This is a genomic window from Paraburkholderia lacunae, assembly GCF_003353175.1.
Classification (GTDB): domain Bacteria; phylum Pseudomonadota; class Gammaproteobacteria; order Burkholderiales; family Burkholderiaceae; genus Paraburkholderia; species Paraburkholderia lacunae.
Map to the genome: position 1 here is coordinate 177,809 of NZ_QHKS01000007.1, position 20,015 is coordinate 197,823.

At 63.3% G+C, this 20,015-nt stretch carries 14 protein-coding genes and 2 pseudogenes; 6 read left to right on the plus strand and 10 right to left on the minus strand.

The window, feature by feature from the left end:
• Positions 1 to 18 precede the first annotated feature (18 nt).
• The gene (gene nac / locus DLM46_RS12640; RefSeq protein WP_115101107.1) at positions 19 to 945 is read right to left on the minus strand and encodes a nitrogen assimilation transcriptional regulator NAC; all 927 of its coding nucleotides are present in this window, start codon (positions 943 to 945) and stop codon (positions 19 to 21) included.
• Positions 946 to 1,267: 322 nt separating this feature from the next.
• Between nac and DLM46_RS12645 the strand changes: the two genes are divergently transcribed.
• The 4 genes and pseudogenes from DLM46_RS12645 to DLM46_RS40210 all read left to right on the plus strand — a co-directional run.
• Positions 1,268 to 2,476 carry an aspartate transaminase gene (locus DLM46_RS12645; RefSeq protein ID WP_115101108.1) on the plus strand — a complete coding sequence of 403 codons (1,209 nt, stop codon included), beginning with the start codon at positions 1,268 to 1,270 and terminating at the stop codon, positions 2,474 to 2,476.
• Between the two features lie 122 nt (positions 2,477 to 2,598).
• A complete protein-coding gene (locus DLM46_RS12650) occupies positions 2,599 to 3,708 on the plus strand; it encodes a porin (RefSeq protein WP_244306137.1) in 1,110 nt (369 codons plus the stop codon).
• 436 nt (positions 3,709 to 4,144) lie between these two features.
• Positions 4,145 to 5,179, plus strand: coding sequence for an L-idonate 5-dehydrogenase (locus DLM46_RS12655; RefSeq protein WP_115101109.1), 1,035 nt, complete (start codon positions 4,145 to 4,147; stop codon positions 5,177 to 5,179).
• A 64-nt stretch (positions 5,180 to 5,243) separates the two neighbouring features.
• Positions 5,244 to 5,339: pseudogene (locus DLM46_RS40210) on the plus strand (carbonate dehydratase); the annotation flags it as partial.
• Between the two features lie 65 nt (positions 5,340 to 5,404).
• Here the strand turns inward: DLM46_RS40210 and DLM46_RS12665 are convergent.
• Positions 5,405 to 6,073, minus strand: coding sequence for an RraA family protein (locus tag DLM46_RS12665; RefSeq protein ID WP_115101110.1), 669 nt, complete (start codon positions 6,071 to 6,073; stop codon positions 5,405 to 5,407).
• Between the two features lie 363 nt (positions 6,074 to 6,436).
• Positions 6,437 to 6,982: pseudogene (locus tag DLM46_RS12670) on the minus strand (substrate binding domain-containing protein); the annotation flags it as partial.
• 18 nt (positions 6,983 to 7,000) lie between these two features.
• On the opposite strand from DLM46_RS12670, the gene DLM46_RS12675 reads away from it, so the two are divergent.
• Positions 7,001 to 7,366: a nuclear transport factor 2 family protein gene (locus DLM46_RS12675; RefSeq protein WP_115101112.1), complete on the plus strand. Its 366-nt coding sequence runs from the start codon at positions 7,001 to 7,003 to the stop codon at positions 7,364 to 7,366.
• A gap of 187 nt (positions 7,367 to 7,553) precedes the next feature.
• Here DLM46_RS12675 and DLM46_RS12680 read toward each other — a convergent pair whose 3' ends face one another.
• The 4 genes from DLM46_RS12680 to DLM46_RS12695 form a co-directional block, all read right to left on the minus strand.
• Complete coding sequence (locus DLM46_RS12680) at positions 7,554 to 8,978, minus strand: MdtP family multidrug efflux transporter outer membrane subunit (protein ID WP_115101113.1); 1,425 nt, start codon at positions 8,976 to 8,978, stop codon at positions 7,554 to 7,556.
• 169 nt (positions 8,979 to 9,147) lie between these two features.
• Positions 9,148 to 11,250: an FUSC family protein gene (locus DLM46_RS12685; RefSeq protein WP_115101114.1), complete on the minus strand. Its 2,103-nt coding sequence runs from the start codon at positions 11,248 to 11,250 to the stop codon at positions 9,148 to 9,150.
• Between the two features lie 9 nt (positions 11,251 to 11,259).
• Positions 11,260 to 12,318: a multidrug transporter subunit MdtN gene (gene mdtN, locus DLM46_RS12690; RefSeq protein ID WP_115101115.1), complete on the minus strand. Its 1,059-nt coding sequence runs from the start codon at positions 12,316 to 12,318 to the stop codon at positions 11,260 to 11,262.
• 19 nt (positions 12,319 to 12,337) lie between these two features.
• Complete coding sequence (locus tag DLM46_RS12695) at positions 12,338 to 12,580, minus strand: YtcA family lipoprotein (protein WP_115101116.1); 243 nt, start codon at positions 12,578 to 12,580, stop codon at positions 12,338 to 12,340.
• 719 nt (positions 12,581 to 13,299) lie between these two features.
• Here DLM46_RS12695 and DLM46_RS12700 point away from each other — a divergent pair.
• The gene (locus DLM46_RS12700; RefSeq protein WP_115101117.1) at positions 13,300 to 14,151 is read left to right on the plus strand and encodes a PP2C family protein-serine/threonine phosphatase; all 852 of its coding nucleotides are present in this window, start codon (positions 13,300 to 13,302) and stop codon (positions 14,149 to 14,151) included.
• Between the two features lie 162 nt (positions 14,152 to 14,313).
• Here the strand turns inward: DLM46_RS12700 and tagF are convergent, their stop codons facing one another.
• The 3 genes from tagF to DLM46_RS12715 all read right to left on the minus strand — a co-directional run bounded on the left by tagF (position 14,314) and on the right by DLM46_RS12715 (position 20,015).
• On the minus strand, positions 14,314 to 15,030 hold the full coding sequence (tagF, locus tag DLM46_RS12705; RefSeq protein WP_115101118.1) for a type VI secretion system-associated protein TagF: 717 nt from the start codon (positions 15,028 to 15,030) through the stop codon (positions 14,314 to 14,316).
• A complete protein-coding gene (gene tssM / locus DLM46_RS12710; protein WP_115101119.1) occupies positions 15,027 to 18,596 on the minus strand; it encodes a type VI secretion system membrane subunit TssM in 3,570 nt (1,189 codons plus the stop codon). The genes tagF and tssM overlap by 4 nt, the downstream gene beginning before the upstream one ends.
• Before the next feature lie 63 nt (positions 18,597 to 18,659).
• Positions 18,660 to 20,015 (minus strand): DotU family type VI secretion system protein, encoded by a 1,356-nt coding sequence (locus DLM46_RS12715; protein WP_115101120.1) that lies wholly within the window; start codon positions 20,013 to 20,015, stop codon positions 18,660 to 18,662.

Here is a 20,015-nt window from a genome sequence, read left to right on the forward strand (position 1 = left end):
TGTAGCGATAAGGCGCGCTTATGTATCGGCGCCGGACTCGAAGCGCACGTCGAGCGCAAGGTCGCCTGCCAGCTCCAGCAGGATGTCCTTGACGGCCGCGGCGGGCTCGGAAAGAGGCAAATGGTCGGACAGACAGACCGACAGCGGAATCTTGATAACGGGTGACACGATACGGCATTGCACGACGTCGCCCGCCCCGGCCACGACCCTTGCGGTGGAATCGGGCAGGATGGTCGCACCGATACCCGCGCTCACCGCAGCCGATAACGTCGACGCGGATTCGATTTCGGCCACGACCTTGGGGATCATCTGCACGCGCGCGAATCCCTCGTCGACGTACTTGCGCAGATAGTTGTACGGACGCGGCAGCAGCAAAGGCACGTCGCGCAATTCAGTCACGCCGATCTGCTCCTGCGTAATCCCCATGCTGCGCGGCGCCACGAGGAACAGTTCCTCGTTCATCAGAAGCTGGAACGACAAGCCGTGTACGGGCTTATCGCCATACAGCACGGCCATGTCCATACGCCCGTTCATGATCAGCTCACTGAGCGTCGTGCCGAAATTCTCGTTGATGTAAAGCAGGATATCCGGATGCCGGGCACGCACGGTACGCAACAGCGGCAAGGACAGTGCCGACGCTCCGGTGCCGGGCGCGAGCCCCACCGAGACCTGGCCTGACAGCGTCTGGCCGGCACTCTTCACGTCGGCCTGCGCCTGTTCGTATTGACGCAGGATCAGCTGGGCGTGGCGATACAGCGTCGCGCCCGCCTCGGTGACTGTCACACCCCGCTTGGTACGCACCAGCAACTGTTGCTGGAACTCGTCCTCGAGCGTGATCAACTGCTGGCTCAGCGCCGGCTGGGCGATATGAAGCACTTCGGCAGCCTGCGTCAGGCTGCCGATATCGACGATCTTCACGAAGTACTTCAAACGCCGCAGGTTCACGGTAGTCACGTCTAGACGTTAAGGGATGGCGACAATGATAGGGCAAGCGCCGCCCGGCGCACAGTGCTTAAAAAAACCTCGTGCCCGCTCGGGCCGCGCCAAAAACGCGGCCTGTCAGCGTATTCCCGCTTGGACCTGGGCCAGTCAAGCCGGAAGCGCACGCAGAAATGCACGCAGCAATGCACGTAGAAGCGCACGTAGAAGCGCGCGCACGTCGTCGCGTCATAAGTGGATGTTATTGCGCCAGCGGAAAGTCATCTTGGCTTGAACTTTTTCGCGCGCTTAATGTGAAGGCTCGTCAAATGCCGTTCAGGAGTCAAGTGTGAGTGCATCGCGAATTGCCGCCCGCGTCCAGCGAATCAAACCTTCGCCGAGCAGTGCCGCGGCCGACCGGGCCGCAGAATTGCGGCGGCAGGGAAAAACCATCGTGAACCTCGTGGTCGGCGAACCCGATTTCGACACGCCGGCGCACATTCGCCAGGCCGCTTTCGAAGCGATGGAGCGCGGCGAAACACGCTATACGCAAACGGCGGGCACGCCGGCGCTGCGCGCCGCCATCGCCGCGAAGCTGCATCGCGAGAACGGTCTCTCCTACGATCCCAAACACGTCATCGTGACGTGCGGTGCCAAACACGCGATCTTCAACGCGCTCGCCGTCACCGTGGAAGCAGGCGATGAAGTCCTGATTCCCGCCCCGTACTGGGTGTCATACCCGGACATGGCGCTCGCCTGCGACGGTGTGCCGGTCGTCGTGCCCTGCACCGAGGAAGACGGCTTCAAATTGACGCCCGCCACCCTCGAAGCGGCAATCACGCCACGCACGCGCTGGCTGATCATCAATTCGCCGACCAATCCGACCGGCGCGACCTATCACGCCAGCGAACTGCGCGCGCTGGCCGATGTGCTGCTGCGTCACCCGCACGTGCTGGTGATGATGGACGACATCTACGAACACATCCGCTTCGAAGGCGAAGCGTCGCAGCACCTGCTGTCGATCGAACCCGAACTCAGTTCGCGCACACTGGTCGTCAACGGCGTTTCCAAGACCTACGCGATGACCGGATGGCGCATCGGCTACGCCGCCGGCCCCGCCGACCTGATCGCGGCCATGGACACGCTTCAGTCCCAATCCACCAGCAACGCCTGCTCGATCAGCCAGGCTGCGGCGCTTGCGGCGCTAAACGGCGACCAGACCTTCGTACAGCAATCGGTGCGGACCTACAAGGAGCGCCGCGACCGCGCGCTCGAAGCTCTCAACGCGATTCCCGGTATTAGTTGCAAGACGCCGGGCGGCGCCTTCTATCTGTATGTCAATTGCAGCGGCATGATCGGCCGCACCACGCCGCAAGGCAAGCGCCTCGAGGGCGACGCGGATGTCGTTCTCTATCTGCTCGAGCACGCCGGCGTCGCATTGGTTGCCGGATCGGCCTATGGCGTTTCACCTTTCTTCCGGATGTCGATCGCCACGAGCATCGAGATCATCGATGAGGGCTGCAGAAAGATTGCAGTCGCGGTCGCCGCACTGAACTGAGAGTACGGCGACGACGTGCATACGCAGCGTCGTCGCTTTGTAAAAAGACATGCCGCGCCGACAGGACGCGGCAGTCGGCTTGGAGTTTTCCATTTTTCGTCAATCTGCAAGGGGATCTATTCGTGAAAAAGCACACTTTAGGCATACTAACCGGGTTTGGACTGGCAATCTCCGGGGTCGCGCACGCGCAGTCGAGCGTCACCTTATACGGCATCATCGACGAAGCCGTGCGCTACGACACCCACCAGAACAAATCCGGCGGGAAGCTTTTCACGATGGGCAGCGGCGGCGAAATTCAGGGTAGCCGCTGGGGTCTGCAGGGAACCGAGGATCTCGGCGGCGGGTTGGCCGCCATTTTCCAGCTCGAAGGCGGCTTCACACCGAATACCGGCGTGACACAGCAGTCCACGCCGTCCGGCACCGCCCGCCTGTTCGGCCGCACCGCGATGGTCGGGCTCAAAAGCCCTTACGGCACGGTGACGATGGGGCGTCAATACACCCTGGTGCACGAAATGGGATGGACGCACGACATCTATGCGTTCGCCAATTACACCGGCACAATCGGCTTTCAGGGCGCCGGATTGACCGGCGGCGGCCGTCTGGACAATAGCGTGCGCTATACCTCGCCGACGCTTGCCGGCTTCACCCTTAAAAGTGCCTATACGTTTGGCCAGACAGCGGGCAACTTTCACCAGAACTCGTCGCCGGCCGTCAGCCTCTCCTATGACAACGGCCCCTTGAGCGTCGGCGCCGCCTACCAGGTCGTGAACGACATCGGCGGCCTGACGCCTTCGACAAGCGTCTACGGCAGCACTTACTTCGGCGTGACAATCCCGGACAGCTCGCAAAAGATCTTCACCGCGGGCGCAACCTATAAATTCGGTGCGGCGAAGGTGTTCGGCTCGTATATCTACAGCCACGTCTATCCGGCGGATTATCGCAACGACTCGTTCTCCACCGCGGTCCAGTACTACATTACGCCGTCACTCGTGCTCGATCTGCCGTTCTACATCGACTTTGTCCACCACGCTGGCAAGAGCGGTACACGCATCACCGGCGGCCCGACGCTCGACTACTTCTTGAGCAAGCGCACCGATGTCTATGTCGGCGTGGATTACAACCACCTCACCGGCGCGTGGACGACGCTCGCTGCCGCCTCCGGTTCGAACCAGCCGTTTTTTGGCTACAACTCGCTGTTCGAGGCAGCAATCGGTCTGCGTCACAAGTTCTAGGATTGGTGGCATTGAAGGTCTGTCCGGTGTCGCCCGACCCCGACAGACCTCTCCGAAGGTCAAACAACATCGGGACACCCTATCTTGTCCCGATCGTCAATGCGCAGCGCCAGGATCAGAAGGCAGACCTCGATCCGCCAATGCCGTCCACCCACCCATCCCAACAGGAACACGCATGAGTATCGGCATCCCTGCCGAAAGCTACCCGTCGTGATCGTTCCAGGCTACGGATCGGCGGTCGCGTGAGCACAGCATGCGCTGAAGGCGTTGATCGATAAGCTCACCGGCAAGGGCATCGAGAACATGACCAAGGCGCTCGAATGAGCATCCATAAGCGGCGACTATCGGCCCAGACAACATCGGTCTTTGTCGGTCGGGACTTTAGACGCTACCGTATAGCGTGCTGATCCCGCATTCACCGTTAGAGGCGCTTACCATGCATGCACTTGTCATTCACGCCCCCCTCGATCTGCGCATCGAGGATGTTCCCACGCCTGAACCGGAAGCAAACCAGTTGCTAATACGGGTTCGGGCCGGCGGTATCTGCGGCTCCGATCTCCACTACTTCAATCATGGCGGTTTCGGCACGGTTCGCATCAAGGAACCCATGGTACTCGGCCATGAAGTTTCCGGCGCCGTCTCGCGTGTGGGAACTGGCGTGACGGATATGCCCGTCGGCACACGGATATCAATCAGCCCGAGCCGGCCTTGTGGTCTGTGCCAATACTGTCAGCAAGGGCTGCAGAATCACTGTCTGGATATGCGCTATTACGGCAGCGCCATGCGTACGCCGCACGTGCAAGGCGCATTCCAGCAGGAGATCGTGATCGACCGTTCACAGGCCCACGCGGTGGCGGACTCCCTTAGCGATGCGGAAGCCGCGATGGCCGAACCGCTCTCTGTCGCGCTTCACGCCGTTCGACGCGCGGGTCCGTTGCTCGGCAAGCGTGTGCTCGTGACAGGATGCGGACCGATCGGCGCGTTGATCGTGGCGGCTGCGCGCAGGGCCGGTGCGGCGACGATCGTCGCAACCGATGTGAATACGCTGCCGCTCGACAGCGCGAAAAAGGTCGGAGCCGACCTTGCGCTCAACATCGCGGAGACGCCGGACGCGCTCAAGCCGTTCGCCGCCGACAAGGGCAGCTTCGACGTTCTGTTCGAGGCGAGCGGCAACGCAGCGGCCTTGCGTGGCGCTTTCGACGTGCTCAAGCCACGCGGCGTGATCGTCCAGGTTGGCCTCGGTGGAGACATTACGTTGCCGATCAACGTCATTGTCGCCAAGGAATTCGATCTGCGCGGCGCGTTCCGTTTTCACGAAGAATTCGCGGTTGCCGTCGAGTTGCTGAACAAGGGATTGATCGACGTGAAGCCCTTGATTTCGGGCATCTTCCCGTATCAGGATTCGGTCAAGGCGTTCCAGACAGCCGGCGACCGTTCAAAATCGATGAAGGTGCTGGTGAGCTTCGATTGATCGCGCACTGATCGCGCACGTGAAGCGGCGATAACGCGGCAATCCGCGTTCGTCGCCGTGCGTGCGCACAACTGTCGTTCAGGATGCCTGGGCGCGAGGCCAGTCGCGCTCGGTACACGCGTGGGTCTACGGGATTCACGACGGCAAACTTCGGGATCTGCATGCTATAAAAAAACCGACGTCGCGGTGCAGACGTCGGTTCTTGCCCTTCTCTCCACGCTTTGCTCAGTTGTTGCATCGCGCTTCGAGCGCATCGATAAACGCACGGTTCCAGCGGCCCTCCTTCATCGCCCGCATCGTCTCGGCCTCGGCTTCCAGAACGGCTAGCGCCTTTTCAATGACATGCTCGGCATCCTCCTGCGGAATGGCCAGCAAGCCATCCTGGTCACCCACGACAATGTCGCCCGGATTGACCACCATTCCTCCGACCGACACCGGCACATTGATTTCACCCGGACCGTCCTTATACGGCCCCCGGTGCGTGACCCCGCGCGCGTAAACGGGAAAGTCCCGATCGCGAATTTCCGCGACGTCGCGGATTGCGCCATCTACCACCAAACCGACAACGCCGATGCTGGCTGCGTAGAACGACAGAATCCCGCCGACCACAGCGTTGTTGAGATCGCCGCCCGCGTCCACGACCAGTACGTCGCCTGGACGGCAAAACTCCAGGGCGCGCAGGTAAGTCAGGTTATCGCCGCCTCGCGAGCGCACCGTGACCGCGGTGCCGGCCATCGTCTTCTTGCCGGGCCGTTGATAGGGGTGGAGTCCCACACTGCCGATGTTGCGATGCATGTTGTCGCTGAGAGCAGAGACGGGAATATCACGCAATGCGGTAAGGATCTTGTCGGCAGCTTGAGCCGCCGAAGGGTTTTTCCTGATGGCTTTGTACATGGTCGATCTTCGCTTCCAAGTGTAAGGGGAGCGGCTCATGCAGGTCAGGAACGAGTAGGCACGACGCGCTCATCCGGGCACATCACATCAGTCCGAAGACGGGAGTCGATCTGCGTCTGTCGACGGACAGATGCCGCACTGGCTACCCGCGGCTGCCCGGCCGGCCGACAGTGATCGCCAGGCGCTCTCCATTGCCTTCCTTGCTGCCGCTGTAACACGGATATAACGGTATATCGCCCCCGCAAATCACGCCAAGACGGGTTCGTTCTTGCGCGATAGGAAACGCTTATGAAACGGCTTATGAAACGCAATTGCCGGAGGGTTTCCCGCGATCACCGGCCCGACGGCCCAATGCCCGTAAATTCACCTTCTGCTCCGACCCGATGGCTTCCAACCCTCAAGCGTCTCTATGCTCCATTGCGCCGCGCTGAGCTTGGCGATGAAGAAATCGGCCAACGCGCTCACCTTCGCAGGCCGTGCGCGGGCACTGGGTGTCACGAAATACAAACCACCTTCAGGCAAACGCCAATCGGTCAAAACAGGCTCGAGCTGCTTGTCCGCGAAATACTGCGTCGCGACAAACTCAGGAAGCTCGGTCAGAGCAAGTCCAGCGAGGACCGTGGGCAGCAAAGCCTCCACGCTCGTTCCTCGCAACGCCCCGGTCGGTGTAACGGCGCATGTCTCGCCATTTTCATGGGTAAAGCGCCAGACGTCGCGCTTGCTCCTGTTGGCGTAGGTCAGACACTGGTGGGCGCCAAGTTCATCCGGGTGCTGAGGACGACCATAGCGAGACAGATAGGTAGGCGCTGCGACAACAAATCGGCACACGGGTGCAATGAGACGTGCGACGAGCGACGAATCTTCCATGATGGCAATGCGCAGGGCGGCATCGAAGCCATCGCCGATCATCGATCAAGGAGAAGTGTCATGAACGACCGTACCCAGGAACTGCTTTATCGCAACCTCCAGGAGGTCTTCGGTGAGGGCGACGCAACGCGTCGTCGCGCGGCAATCGAGGAGCTCTATACCGAGGACTGCGCGCTCTACGTGCCTCCGGGTGTATTCGTCGGGCACGACGCTCTCGACAAATTCGCCGGAGATCTTCGTGCGACGCACCCGCACTTCGCTTATGCACCGCACGGCGAACCCAAGTCTCTCCACAACGCCGGTCTTCTGGCTTGGGGTTCTGGCCCACGCGGCGAAGCACCCGAGTATGCGGGCTGGGATGTGGTCATCGTTCGTGATGGGAAGATCGCGGTCCTCTATGTTTTCCTCGATTCCAACCCTGCGTAGCCGATGCCCGAAAAAGCCGGTGACCGGTCCAGCACGGCCCGGGCATCGCAGCCCGCTGTTTGAGGCCAATGTTCGAGGCCAACGTCTGCCCGACGTATCTGACGGAGGCATCGTGGTCGTTCAACGTGTACCGCGCGGAATCGAGTCGTTTCGCGCACAACAGTTCTGAACACCCTCGCCGCACTGTTCAACGCGGCTTCAGTTCGACGGGCTGATCGGCGCGATAGCCGCCGCCGAGCGCCTTTGTCAATGCAATCTCCTGACTGAGCATCTGACCTTTGAGCGTGAGCAGCGCAACCTGTTCGGCGATCACCGGCTGGCGCGCTTCCAGCGCCGCGAGCCGGCTCGTCAGTCCGCGTTGATAAGATGCTTCGACGCTGTCCCTCGCGAACGCAATCGATTCGATCCGTTGCTTCTGCAAGTCGGTCTCCGCATCGAGAGCCTGCAGACGGCTGCCCGTCTCCGCGACATCGCGTACCGCGTTGAGGACAGCCTGGTTGTACTGCTCGATCAACAGGTTGCTGCCCTCGCGTGCGCCGTTCAGGTTCGCGTTGAGCCTGCCGCCGTCGAAAATCGGCAAGGTCAGGCCCGGAATGAGGTTGATCTGCTGGCTTGCATGCGTGAAGAGGTCCGCGAGATGCAATGCGTCGAGGCCGAAAAACGCCTTGATGTCGAAGCTCGGATAGAACGCCGCTTTCGCTGCGTCGATCCGGTCGAACGACGCCTCTACATACCATCGCATCGCCTGCAGGTCGGGACGCCGTGCGAGCAGTTCGTACGAGAGCGTCGTCGGCAAGGCCGCGTGCGAGCGCGGCAGTGCCACGGGCTCGATCGCGGGCAGGCCGTTGGAGCCCGCGCCGACCAGCGCCCGCATCGATTCGCGAAACTGTTTTATCTGCCCTTGCGCCGACACAATCTGCCGTTCGGTGCCCAGTTGCTGCGCCCGTGCTTCTTCGAGCTGGGTGCGGGCTTCGAGGCCGCGCGCAGCACGCGCTTCGTGTGCTTGCACCGCGAACTCCGCGATCTCATGCGATTCGTTCAACAGATCGATGAGCTGATAAGTCGTTTGAATGCCGTAGTAAAGCTGCGCGACATCCGTCGAGATTTCGAGTTCGACGGCGGACGTCTCGGCGAGCCGCGCATTGCTCACGCCGAGCGACGCGGCAATCTGCGCGCGTTGCTTACCCCAGATGTCGACGTCCAGGCTCGCGCCAAGCCCGACGATGCCCTCGGTGTACCACGGCCCCGTCAGCCCCGCAGCCGGTTCGTTCTTCGCGAACGGGCCGAGAAAGCCGTTCGCGGAAATATGCTCGCGATCCAGCGACGCCAACGCGACCACCTGAAGGTTCGACCCCGCTCTGACAAGCTCGACATCAGACCTCGCCTGCGCGACGCGCGTGCGCGCAATCACCATCGTCGGCGCATCGGCTAGCGCCTGATCGATCAGCGCCTCGAGCTGCGCATCGCGATAGCGCGTCCACCAGCGCGCGGCAGGCCAGCCGTCGCGCGCGAGATGGATGTCGTTCGCGAGATTGATCTGCTCGGGCGCGATCTCGGTATAGGGCTTGCCGTTATGATGGATCAGCGCGCAACCTGGCAGCACGGACGACATCCACGCGACGTATAAAAAGCGTCGACGCCATCGCCAGTCGCGTACACCCGATCGCGCTTTCACGATGACTCCCGCCGGGCCGCCTCAAGGGAGGCATTCGCCCCCTCGCGCCCCGAAGGTAGTTCCCTTGGGGGAGCGGGCCGCGAACGATAATGAGCATGGGGGTCGTTCATGTTCGTATGGCCTGTGATGAGGGCGCCGCGACGGGTGCCTCGACGCGCCAGTCCGGCAAGCCCGCGAGCTGCCGCGACAGTTCGCCTGCTGCGGCGATGAGCGACCCGTCGGCCGCTTCGACGGCTTGCCCAGCGATCTCGATGCGCCGCGGCGCGTGCGCATCGGGTGGGTTGACCGCAAGTTCATCCGCGTACCGGTTGAGTTCGACGGACGCCTGTTCCTGGGCCGCGCGCACCGCATCGATAGTGTGTGGGCTCGACGATCCCGCTTGCGCCGCGAGCGTGTTGCGCAACGCATCGCCAGCGAGCATGATTTCGCGCCCCTGCGCGAGGACGGTTTGCGCGCGCAGTGTCAGCTGCGCCTGCTCCACTTCCTGCCAGTCGGGCTCCAGCGCGACGCGCGACAGCGTCGCTTCGCACTCGGCCAGCGCGGCCCACGCCTGCAGCTGCCGCTGCGCATAGGGCAACTCGTCCCGTTGGTCGGCGCCCGCCTGTGGAGTGCGCAACTGTGCGGCAATGGTGCGCAGCATCGTGGCGAGTTTCTGACGCAGCACGTCGCCCTCGCCCTCCCGCCAGAACGACATCTGGACGAAGGTCGCCACGCCGACGCCCAGCAGAATGCCGACCATCCGGTCGCGGATTTCAGTCAGATTCGTGGTTGGGCTGAACTGGTCGAGCAAGGCGAGCGAGAAGGTGAACACCAGCTGGAGGCCGGCATAGCCGATCCGCTCCGAACCCGCCGCTATCCACGCCCCAAACGCGACGACAGGCAACGCCATCAGCAACAAGCCGACGATGTCGTCGAGATGTGGAACGACGAACACGACCATGAACAGCGCCAGCGCACTGCCGACGGCGGCCCCGGTCAGCCGCAGCAACGCACGCTGCGTCGATGCGCCGAGGCTCGGCAGCGCGACGATCAGGCAGGTCAGCATGATCGTGTGGATGCCCTGCCAGTCGACGGCGTTGTAGAACACGTAGCAGACAAGCACAGCGAGCAGCGTCTTTAGCGAAAAGCGCATGTACGCAGGATTGGTCCACGCGTCCGGCGCGACCATTGGCTCGCTCGCGGGCGGCTTGCCGGACGCGGCGGCACCGCTTGCGACCAGATCGGCGTAGGCGTGCAGCGCGCGCTGCAATTCGGCGGCCGCAGGCATCGCATCGGCGACAGCGCGGCCTTCAGGCGTCGCAATGCCGACGTAGCGATAGGGCTCGCCCGACATCACCGACTCGTCAAGCGCCCGGACGTTCGCGCGCAGCTCGCGCACCATCGCAAGTCGCGCCGTCGATGCCTCCGGCCACGTATCGGGCAACTGACTCGCGCCGCGATAAAGACGCGACACTGTCGCGATGCCCGCAAGCTGTAACGCCTGATGCTCGCGATAGTGGGCATCGCGCATCGTCGTGAACCGCAGCAGCTTCTGCAGCGTGAGCGCGCCTTGCTGGACGGCCGCCAGCGTGATCGGCGCGGCATTCGTGCTGCCATCGAACAGTTGCGTCAGCCGCGCTTCCAGCGACGCGAGTTGCCGATGAATTTCCGCCTTGAGTTGCAACTGCGGTTCAGCGGGCAACAGCAGCGTATTGACCAGGAGCGTCAGCGCGATCGGATAATTGACGGCGACCCATACCCACAGCACGGCTCGTATCAGCAGATCCGCCTGGTCGGTCCGGTCCACAAAACTCTGCACATAGATCACAACGATCGCGACGATGAAGAACACCACGCCGATCTTGAGCACCCGCAGGAGATACACGCTGCCGAAGAACAGCAGGCTCGCGGTCACAATACGCAGCAACGGGTAGTCGAATGTGAACTTCAGCAGCAGGATCGACAGGCCGATCGCGAGCGTCGATCCGCCGATGAACATCACGCCGACCAGCCGCGTGAGCACCACGTTCGACTGAGTGACGTAGAACACCACCAGCAGCGACAGCGCGAGCTCCGGCACTTCGAGCGCCATCGACGCGACGATCACGATGGCGCTCGTCAGCATGGCACGCAACATCACGTTGACGCGGCCGGGGAAAGGCGCAAGCTCGCGCTTCAGGAAAGCGCCTGCATCGCGCAGCGTGACGGGTAGATAGTCGGCGACGGCCATGGGCGTTCCTCAATGACGCTCGCTGTCGTTGCCACGCCCGGGTTCCAGCACGGCCACCGCCGACGTACCGACGCGAAACAGCTCCGGGTTCGGCTTGTCGACCCGGATCTTCACCGGGAAGCGCTGCGATACATGGACCCAGTTAAGCGTGCGTTGAATGCGTGGCAAGCCGCCGGGCAATGCAAGACCGGCTTCATCGGGCGCGACGCCATAGCTGATCGAATCGACGCTGCCCGTAAAGCGCTGGCCCGTATCGCTCATCAGGTAGACCGTGGCGGGCGTCCCCGTCCTGACGCCCTTGAGTTCCGTCTCGCGAAAGTTCGCGACCACATACCAGTGGCGCGTGTCGATCAAGGTGAAGACCGGTTTGAGCGCCGACGCAAACTGTCCTGTCGATGTTTTCAACGACGCGACGCGCCCATCGAACGGGGCTCGCACGGTTGCATATTCGAGGTTCAGTTCGGCAATCGCGATCTCCGCCATCACGACGGCACGTTGCGCGACCAGCGCATCGACGCCGCTCACAGCCGCTGCCGCCTGCTGCGCCTGCAGTTGCGCGGCGCTGAGTTCGGCCTGCGTGGCGCGTTGTGCGGTGCGCGCACGGTCGACGTCTTCCGCCGACACATAACCGTGTGACAAAAGCGGCTCCATGCGGTGCAGCGTATCGGACGCCTGGCTGGCGGCGGCTCGCGAGCGTTCGACGGCCGCACGCACCGACTGCGCGTTGTACTGCTGCGCATTGACCGTGCGCTGGGTCAGTTCGATCTGGCGGTCGAGCGCGACGAGGGACGCGTTGCCCCGCGTCAGCGCATCCTGATACGGACGCGGATCGATGCGGAACAGCAGATCGCCCTGCTTCACCGCCTGATTGTCGTGCACGGCCATCTCGACGATACGGCCGTTGACCTCGGGCACGACGTCGATCGTATCCGCGTAGACGTAGGCGTCGTCGGTGCGCGGCGCACGGTCAAGCAGCCGGATAACGAAAAGCAGCAGCAACAGCGTCACCACGACCAGGATGATGGCCGGCCATTTTCTGTTCGATGTTTTGCTGGCAGTCGTCGCCATTGCACCCACCTGAGGAGCTTCAGTGTTGGAACAGTATTAACCAGACAGCGAGTGCGAGGAAAGCGACAAGCGTGGGATACACCACGGCCGGAGGTCCCATCAGATGGTTTGCCTGCAAACGCTTGAGAACCAGATAGATGACGACCGTGAGCACGACGCCCGCGACGATACAGAACAGCCAGTCGGGAAAGTACGCGCCGAGCACGCCAATGGACGGCGAACCTGCGCACCCTGACGCGAGAACCGCGGCAATCGCGGTCATCCCGATTGCACGCTTTGAATATCTGCCTCTGGCGAGCGGAATAGGTCGTTTCAAAGTCGTCCTTGTGGTTGGAATCAATGTCACACGAGAAGCTCCGACAAAGCATCGCCATCCAAGGGCTTTCTGAACAAACCGATGGCGCCTTTATCAGGTAGTAGCCCGCGCTCCGCTCGCCGAAAGATTGCAGACGTAGCAATTCGTCACAATAATGCCGAAAGAGGCATTCCGCATTACATAAATATGCAATTTCGCCACAGGAAACAACCATGCAAAGTCGGGCGCTGAGCTCGTCGCCACTCCGTGCTTGTCCCGGCGGATTCCTGGGCTTTCGGACCGGTCCTGCATGCCCCGCGGGCGTCACGTTGCCGCTAGCCGCTATCATCGATCAGGATCATTCCGTACGCAGCCCCCCACTCGATCTTCGGCGGCATCACGATGCGTCATCGTATCGACCTTGACGTTCAGAAGCGCGGGACCGGGCTCGTTCATCCTATGCGCTCGAGTTCCCACCCGCTACAGGTCAGATGACGTCGCATGCGTTTCCCAAACGTTCCCGGCATCATGTCAAAGTCGCTAACTGGAACGCAGCCCCAAGGCGACGCTCATGCAGTGCGTTTTTACAGGCCGTTTATCGTTGACGCCGATAGGTCTTTATGGATAATGGCTTGAAACAAGATGCTTTCTCTCATCCCTGCCTGCGTTGACTCGACACGACTCACTTGAAAGCCACCCCGCCCAATCAGATCCACCGGCTCGCCACGGGCTACGCATTCGGTCTATCCGATATCGGGCTCGTGCGCCGCAACAACGAAGACAACTTCCTGGTTGACGACGCACTCGGTCTTGTCATCGTGTGCGACGGCATGGGCGGTCACGATGCCGGTGAAGTCGCGAGCACCGAGGCGTTGGCGCTGTTCCATCAGTTCATCGCGGAGGTCGATCCGCACGCGTTTCATCATGAACCGCGCGACGATCCCGACGCCACGTTGCCGGGCCGATATTCAGCGCAATCAGACGGCACCGCGCCGCAACGCACGCATCCGGCCATTACCGTTGCAAAACGGGCGGTCGAACATGTCAACGAGCGGCTCTATGCGATGAATCGCAGTGACATGCGTCCCGAGGGCCGCGGCATGGGCACCACGATGACAGGCCTCTGGCGCCAACCGCACTCGGCGAGCATGGTGGTGTTCCATGTCGGCGACAGCCGGCTGTATCGCTGGCGCGATAACCGGATGCTGCAGATCACGAGCGATCAGACGCTCTATCAAAAAGCGCTCGACGCGGGCATCACCGTCAATCTGCCGGGGCGCAACGAGTTGCTGCAAGCGATCGGCCCGTCTCCCATGGTCGAGCCTGAGGTGCATCGGCTCACGCCGAGGCCGGGCGATCTTTATCTGCTGTGCTCGGACGGCCTGCACGGCATGGTGAACGACCAGCAGATTTCAGACGTGCTGCGCAACGCCACGCCGGACGCACTGGCAACGTGCAGTCACCAGCTTGTCGAACTCGCCAAACAGCACGGCGGCAAAGACAACGTCACGGTCGTGCTGGTGTGGTTCGACGCGTAGCGTCGGGAGCCGCCATTGACGTGTCTTGCCGTACCCTGACGCAACCGCGATGCATGCCCTACGTCACGTTCGCCTCCAGGCCTCCAGGTATTGGGCTATTTCCGCATACCAATCGATTGCCTGGGAATACGGCTTGGCAGAGCCCCAACAAAAGTGGCTACCTTAGCGCGCGGGTCCCCGGCATAAAATCGTCCATCCCGACGCTTCCCAACCGGCGCCGACCAGTGCGCAAAACTGCCGCTCGGCAGGTAGCCCCTCACATCCGACCAACACGGCTTCGCCCGCCATGCCGCCTTCGCTCCACCAGAAGCTGAGCCCGGCCGCGCACGTCTGAAGCAGATCGATCATCAATGTGTGCGCGCCATGTATGAGTTCGTCACCCGATAACGAAGCCAGCGGGAGGCAGAACTTCGCCTTCTCCGCACGCGCCTCATGCAAGGTCGGCGCAATCAACCGTGCGAGTGCTGCATCGAACGAGTCGATCTGAAAGCACTCGTCGAGCGTCGAACGTGCCAGCACGTCGAGGCGCTCGTACCACTCACCACTCGCGCCGATCCACTCGACGAGATCGACCCCCACGCCGCAACTCGCCGCGATAGTCAGCGGGAAATATCGCCCGACACGATCGATGCCCGGCATCATCACGCCCGCCCAGGTCCGCTCTCCGCACACACCGCGCCCAAGCACGAAACGCCACACCGGGCTCGTCAGATACGCGCCGAGCCAGTCGGCACCCAACTGCTGCCGGCTCGCGTGCAGTCCGCGCTGCAACCAGTCGTCCCAGCGATCGAGAAAGGAGGCAGGCAAGCGTCGCGACAGAAAATCCCCATGCGTAATGGCCTTGCCGAAAAAGCCCGGTGTATCGAAGCCTTCGCTCATAGTTTCGCCGGACAACTGAATTTGCTGAGCGCGTCGAGATTGAACGGATTCACCACACTGCTCGCGCGCAGCTCCAGCGTGACCTTGCGGCCATCGAGATCCAACGTGAGGTTGTAGCGGTCACGCTGCGCGGTCGGCTCCAGCACGCCCTTGTCGATCATCCTGAACCACGCCCACGGGCCGTCGGTGGAATAACCGCTGCTGCCGCCCGCCCCCGCCGGCGCATAGTCGACGCGCACCGAACTCGAGACTTTCCCGTTGGGCCACTGGAACGCGGTCGAACGCGTGGGACCGTGCCCATACGTGAGCGTCTGTCCATCGATGTCGAGCGTGACTTGCGTCACGGCGGCGTCCATCGTGACGGGCTTCAATTCGAAGCGGGCCGATGCCATCTTGCCGCCGCCCGAAAAGAAGGCATCGCGGATTTGCGCGGCGCGCTGGAACTGCGCGAGCACATCTTCCGGAATCCCAAGCGACACGTTGCCGAACGGCCGCCAGCTCCAGCGCGCCTTCGACATATCGACGTAAGGCAACAGGTTGTGCTGGAAAAAATCGTCGATCAGGCCACCCGGCGCGAATACACGACCGAAGTCGTCCTGCGTCACCGCATTACTCGCGGTGCGTACGAGCGGATAGCGGCCGTCGATCGCCTGGTGGCAGAACGACGCGACGTTCGCCACCCACAGCGAACTCAGCCGTCCCCGCTCGCTGCCGAGCGTCAGCGACGATCCCGCGTCCGCCACGCCCGTCAGCATGGCGGCAAGGGGTGCAGGCTTGCCTGCGGCACCCTGCTTGAGCTTCATCAACGCATCCGACGCGGGCGCGGGTGCACCCTGGCGCTTCGCGGTATTGGCGGCATCGAGATAGACGAACACTTCATTGAGCGAGGCGAGTTGCGAATCGAGCGGCGAGGCACCGCCCGCGCCCGCCGCCGCGAGTTGATGCAACGACTCGAAATGCAGATCGACGGGATTCTGCAGTGCTGCCGCCGGCGCGGGCGCCGCATCGTCGGACGAGGCAAGCGCGCTCTCCAGCTTCTTCTTGACGCTGTCGAGCTTGCCCTTCGCGGTATCGATCAAGGTACTCTGCTTGACGTCGCCGAGCGTGGTTTCCTTCGCGGCCACGCTCAGGAATTTCTTCAGCGGCGAGGTAGGCTGCGCGAGCACGTTCACCACCCGCGCGGCCTGATCGAGGTCGCGAAACGGCACGATGCCGATATCGGACAGGAATGCGTCCCAGCGTCTGATGTAGTCGTCGTAATAGAGCTCGAGCACTTGCGCATTCAGTTGCTCGACCGCCGCCGGGTCGGTGACCGCCTCGTCCTTGCCCAATATCCAGTTGTCCTTGACGACGTCGGCCACCGCCAGATCCCGGCGCGCGAGGAATTGCCGGTAACCGTCGCGCGTATAGAGGCCCGGCACGCCGCGCGTCATCGGCTCGCCGCTCTTGCGCACGAACACGAGTGCCGCGTCGCGCCCCGCCGCGCTGGCCAGCGACACGTCCTGCAAACCCGTGCGTGGCAGATTGCGCATCAGCGACGCGTAGACCCGCTGTTGCAGCGGGATCCTGGCGAGCGCCTCGCGGGTCGAAGCGACCAGCGCAGCGTCGAGCGTGACCGGGTCGTCGTCCTGCAGATGTTCGAGCAGCGCGGCCATATGCGCCGACAAGTCCTTGCGCTGGTCGTCGGTAACATGCCCGGCAAGATTGCGGTCCCAATCGTAGTCCGCCCACGCGCCGACCGATTCGGCGTCGAAATGGCGTGGGTCGCCCAGCATCAGGTAGACCCGCAGCGTCTCGTACAGATATTGCGGGTTGTTCGCGTCGCCGCGCCGCAACTGCTGTTCCAGACGGCCGACCACTCTCGGCAGCAGCGTCTCACGCAAAAGACGCTGATACAGGCCCTGCGCGGCGGAGCCGAGCTTGTCGCCCTGATACAGACCCAGCGTCATCAGAAACGGCGCGCCGCTGTTCCGATCCGCATAGCCGCCGGGAATGTTGCGCGCGGCATCGAGCAGCGGCAACACGCTCAGCACACCGGCACTCGGCACGAGGTTGCGCGCCTGGGCATCGATGGCGTCCACCTGCGACGCAACCTCGTGCACGTAGCTCCTGTTGCGCACGTAACTGGTCACGAGCCCCGCCGTCACCAGCACGATCAGGACGGCGGCCAGCACCCAGGCACCGCGTTGCAGCCACGCACGGCGGCGCTCGACGCGCAGGTCCGCGCCGGCCAGGCCCGACTCCTGAAACAGCACGTCGCGCAGAAGCCGCGTAATGAAATAACTGCGGCCGCTCGCCGCGTTCGCCACCAGCACCTGGCGATCGACGCCGAAGCTCGCCGCCAGCGCGCCCATCACGCGATCGATCGGGCTGCCCTCCTGGGTGCCGCTGGTGAAATACACGCCGCGCAGCAGCGCGTTTTCTTCATAGCGGCTCGACAGGAAGACGTCGCCGAGAAAGCCGCCGAGCAGGTCGCGCAACGACGCTAGTTGCTGCGGGAAACCGTAGATCAGCGCGCGCCGCCGCACGTCCCGCTCCTGTTGCAGACGGTCGAGCACGCGCGCCTGCAGGCGCGCTTCCAGGGCGTCGAATTCGGCCGGAAACGTGGCCAGCAACTGGTCGACGTTCGCCGCGTCGGCGACCGGAAACGTCATGCCCCAGACCGTCGCGCGCTCCTCGCGCCCGAGGTCGTCGAAGAACTCCACAAAGCCCGCCATCAGATCGCATTTCGTGACCAGCACGTAGATCGGAAAGCGGATGCCCAGGCGCTCGTGCAATTCCTTGATCCGCTCGCGGATCGCCTGCGCCTGCGTCTTACGATCGGCATCCGATTGCCGCAGCAGATCGGCGACCGACACCGCGACGATTACTCCGTTGATCGGCCGGCGCCGACGGTATTTCTTCAGCAGTTGCAGGAAGCCCGTCCACGCCGCCTTGTCGGCTTCGGAATCGCTGTCCTGAGTCGTGTAGCGGCCGGCTGTGTCGAGCAGCACGGCTTCGTCGGTGAACCACCAGTCGCAGTTGCGCGTGCCGCCTATGCCGCGAATCGCCTCCTTGCCGAGCTTGTCGGCAAGCGGAAATTTCAGGCCCGAGTGAACCAGCGCGGTGGTCTTGCCCGCGCCCGGCGCACCGACGAACATGTACCACGGTGTCTGATAGAGATACTGACCGCCGAAGCGGCGGCCGCCGCGCGCCTGACGCAGAATCGTCAGCGCTTCCTGGAAGCGCTGGTTGAGCGCCGAGACTTCGGCGGCCGAACACGTCGCTCCCGCAGCCGCTGCGGGCGATGCCGATGTCGATGCCGGATCGGCGGCCGGTTGCGCCGCCACGCTTTGCATCAGCTTCGAACTGGCGATGCGCCCGATCAACCATTTGCCGACGAAGAAGCCGGCCCACAGCACAAAAATGATCGCGATCAACGTCAGGCGGCTCGACGCCGATTCCAGCGGCGCGTTGCCGTTGAAGGCGACGAGCGGCCCGTCGAACCAGACGATCAACGCGAGCGCGAGCGCGCCGAAGAACGCCAGCACCCAGGCACGGATGAGCCAGCTAAAGAGACGTTTCATGACAGGTGACCTGGCGAAAGACAAAACGGAAACACAGCGGGAACACAGGGGGAAGCGCGGCAGTCATGGCGTACCCGACGTGACGACGGTCACATCGACCCGCCGGTTGCGCGCGCGGTTCGCGGCGCTGTCGTTGGGCACGAGGGGCTCGGTATCGCCGCGCCCCTCGGCGGCGAAACGCGCGGGCGCGCCGGTGCGCGCGGCGAGCACCTGCTTGACCGCTTCGGCGCGGGCTTGCGACAAATGCCAGTTCGACGGGAAGCGCGCCGACACGATGCGCTGGTCGTCCGTATGCCCCGCCACCACGACGCGGCCCGGCACGGTCTTCAGCGCGTCGCCGATGCGATCGAGCAGCGGATAGAAACTGCGCGACACATCCGCGCTGCCGGAACCGAACATGCCGTCGCCATGCAGCGTGACCGTCGACTTGCCGGGCGTCTCGACCACGCTGACCAGCCCCTGGCTGACCTCGGGCGCAAGAAACGCCGCGAGGCGCGGCTTCACGGGTTCGAGCGCGACGACGGCCTGCGGCGTGGCGGCGGGCTCGGCCACTGCCGTCTTCACGCCGTGCAGCGCGGCGAATACCGGGTCGGACGTCCGGTTCAGACTGATCGAGAACGCCAGTTGCAGCGCCATCAGGATTACGCCGGTGAGCGCGGCGAGCACCCACATCGGCAGCATCCGCATCAGCGGATTGCGCTTGTCGACGACGCCTTGCCAATGCGGCGACAGGTCGCGTTCGAGCGGTCCGCGCCGCTCGCGGATCATCACCAGCAAGCGCTCGCGCAACACGTCGAGCTGTGCGCGGCCGCCTTCGATCAGGCGGTAGCGCCCTTCCATGCCGAGCGCGAGACACACATACATCAGCTCGAGCACCTCGAGGTTGGTGCGCGGGTCCTGCGCGAGCCGCTGCAGGATCATGAAGAATTTCTCGCCGCCCGACGCCTCGTTATGGAACAGGATCAGCAGGCTGCGCCCCGACCACGCGCCACCACCGCCCCACGGCGTACTCGACACGGTTTCGTCGAGAAAGGTGCACAACGCATAGCGCGCCGCCGACAACGTTTCGACGCTGAGGTTGGCCGCACGGGCCTCGCTCTCGAACTGGCGCACGCCGTCGACGAGACGGCGGCGCAGATCCTCGAGATCGGAATGGGTCGACATGTGGCGCAGCGGCACGATCAGGTCGAGCAGCGGGTTGGCCGCGCGCAACAGCGGATTGAGTCCGCTCGTCGGGATCGGGCCTGAGGCGAGTGCGTCGAGCGGCGTCGACGCCGCCGCGTGCGGCTGGGTTGGCGGCTGCGTGGAAGCCGGTATGTCGCCTGATGCGGCGGACGCGCCAGACACAGCGCTCTTGCCGCCCGGACGCGGCACCAGGAAAGTCGCGTCCTGATCCGCAGGGAAGTCGTCTCGACTCAT

Excerpts from the sequence above, each read along its gene's own strand:
- DLM46_RS12655 (WP_115101109.1), top strand. The coding sequence starts at position 4,145 with ATGCATGCACTTGTCATTCACGCCCCCCTCGATCTGCGCATCGAGGAT.
- DLM46_RS12665 (WP_115101110.1), bottom strand. The coding sequence starts at position 6,073 with ATGTACAAAGCCATCAGGAAAAACCCTTCGGCGGCTCAAGCTGCCGAC.
- DLM46_RS12675 (WP_115101112.1), top strand. The coding sequence starts at position 7,001 with ATGAACGACCGTACCCAGGAACTGCTTTATCGCAACCTCCAGGAGGTC.
- DLM46_RS12680 (WP_115101113.1), bottom strand. The coding sequence starts at position 8,978 with ATGTCGTCCGTGCTGCCAGGTTGCGCGCTGATCCATCATAACGGCAAG.
- DLM46_RS12685 (WP_115101114.1), bottom strand. The coding sequence starts at position 11,250 with ATGGCCGTCGCCGACTATCTACCCGTCACGCTGCGCGATGCAGGCGCT.
- mdtN (WP_115101115.1), bottom strand. The coding sequence starts at position 12,318 with ATGGCGACGACTGCCAGCAAAACATCGAACAGAAAATGGCCGGCCATC.
- DLM46_RS12695 (WP_115101116.1), bottom strand. The coding sequence starts at position 12,580 with ATGACCGCGATTGCCGCGGTTCTCGCGTCAGGGTGCGCAGGTTCGCCG.
- tagF (WP_115101118.1), bottom strand. The coding sequence starts at position 15,030 with ATGAGCGAAGGCTTCGATACACCGGGCTTTTTCGGCAAGGCCATTACG.
- tssM (WP_115101119.1), bottom strand. The coding sequence starts at position 18,596 with ATGAAACGTCTCTTTAGCTGGCTCATCCGTGCCTGGGTGCTGGCGTTC.
- DLM46_RS12715 (WP_115101120.1), bottom strand. The coding sequence starts at position 20,015 with ATGAGTCGAGACGACTTCCCTGCGGATCAGGACGCGACTTTCCTGGTG.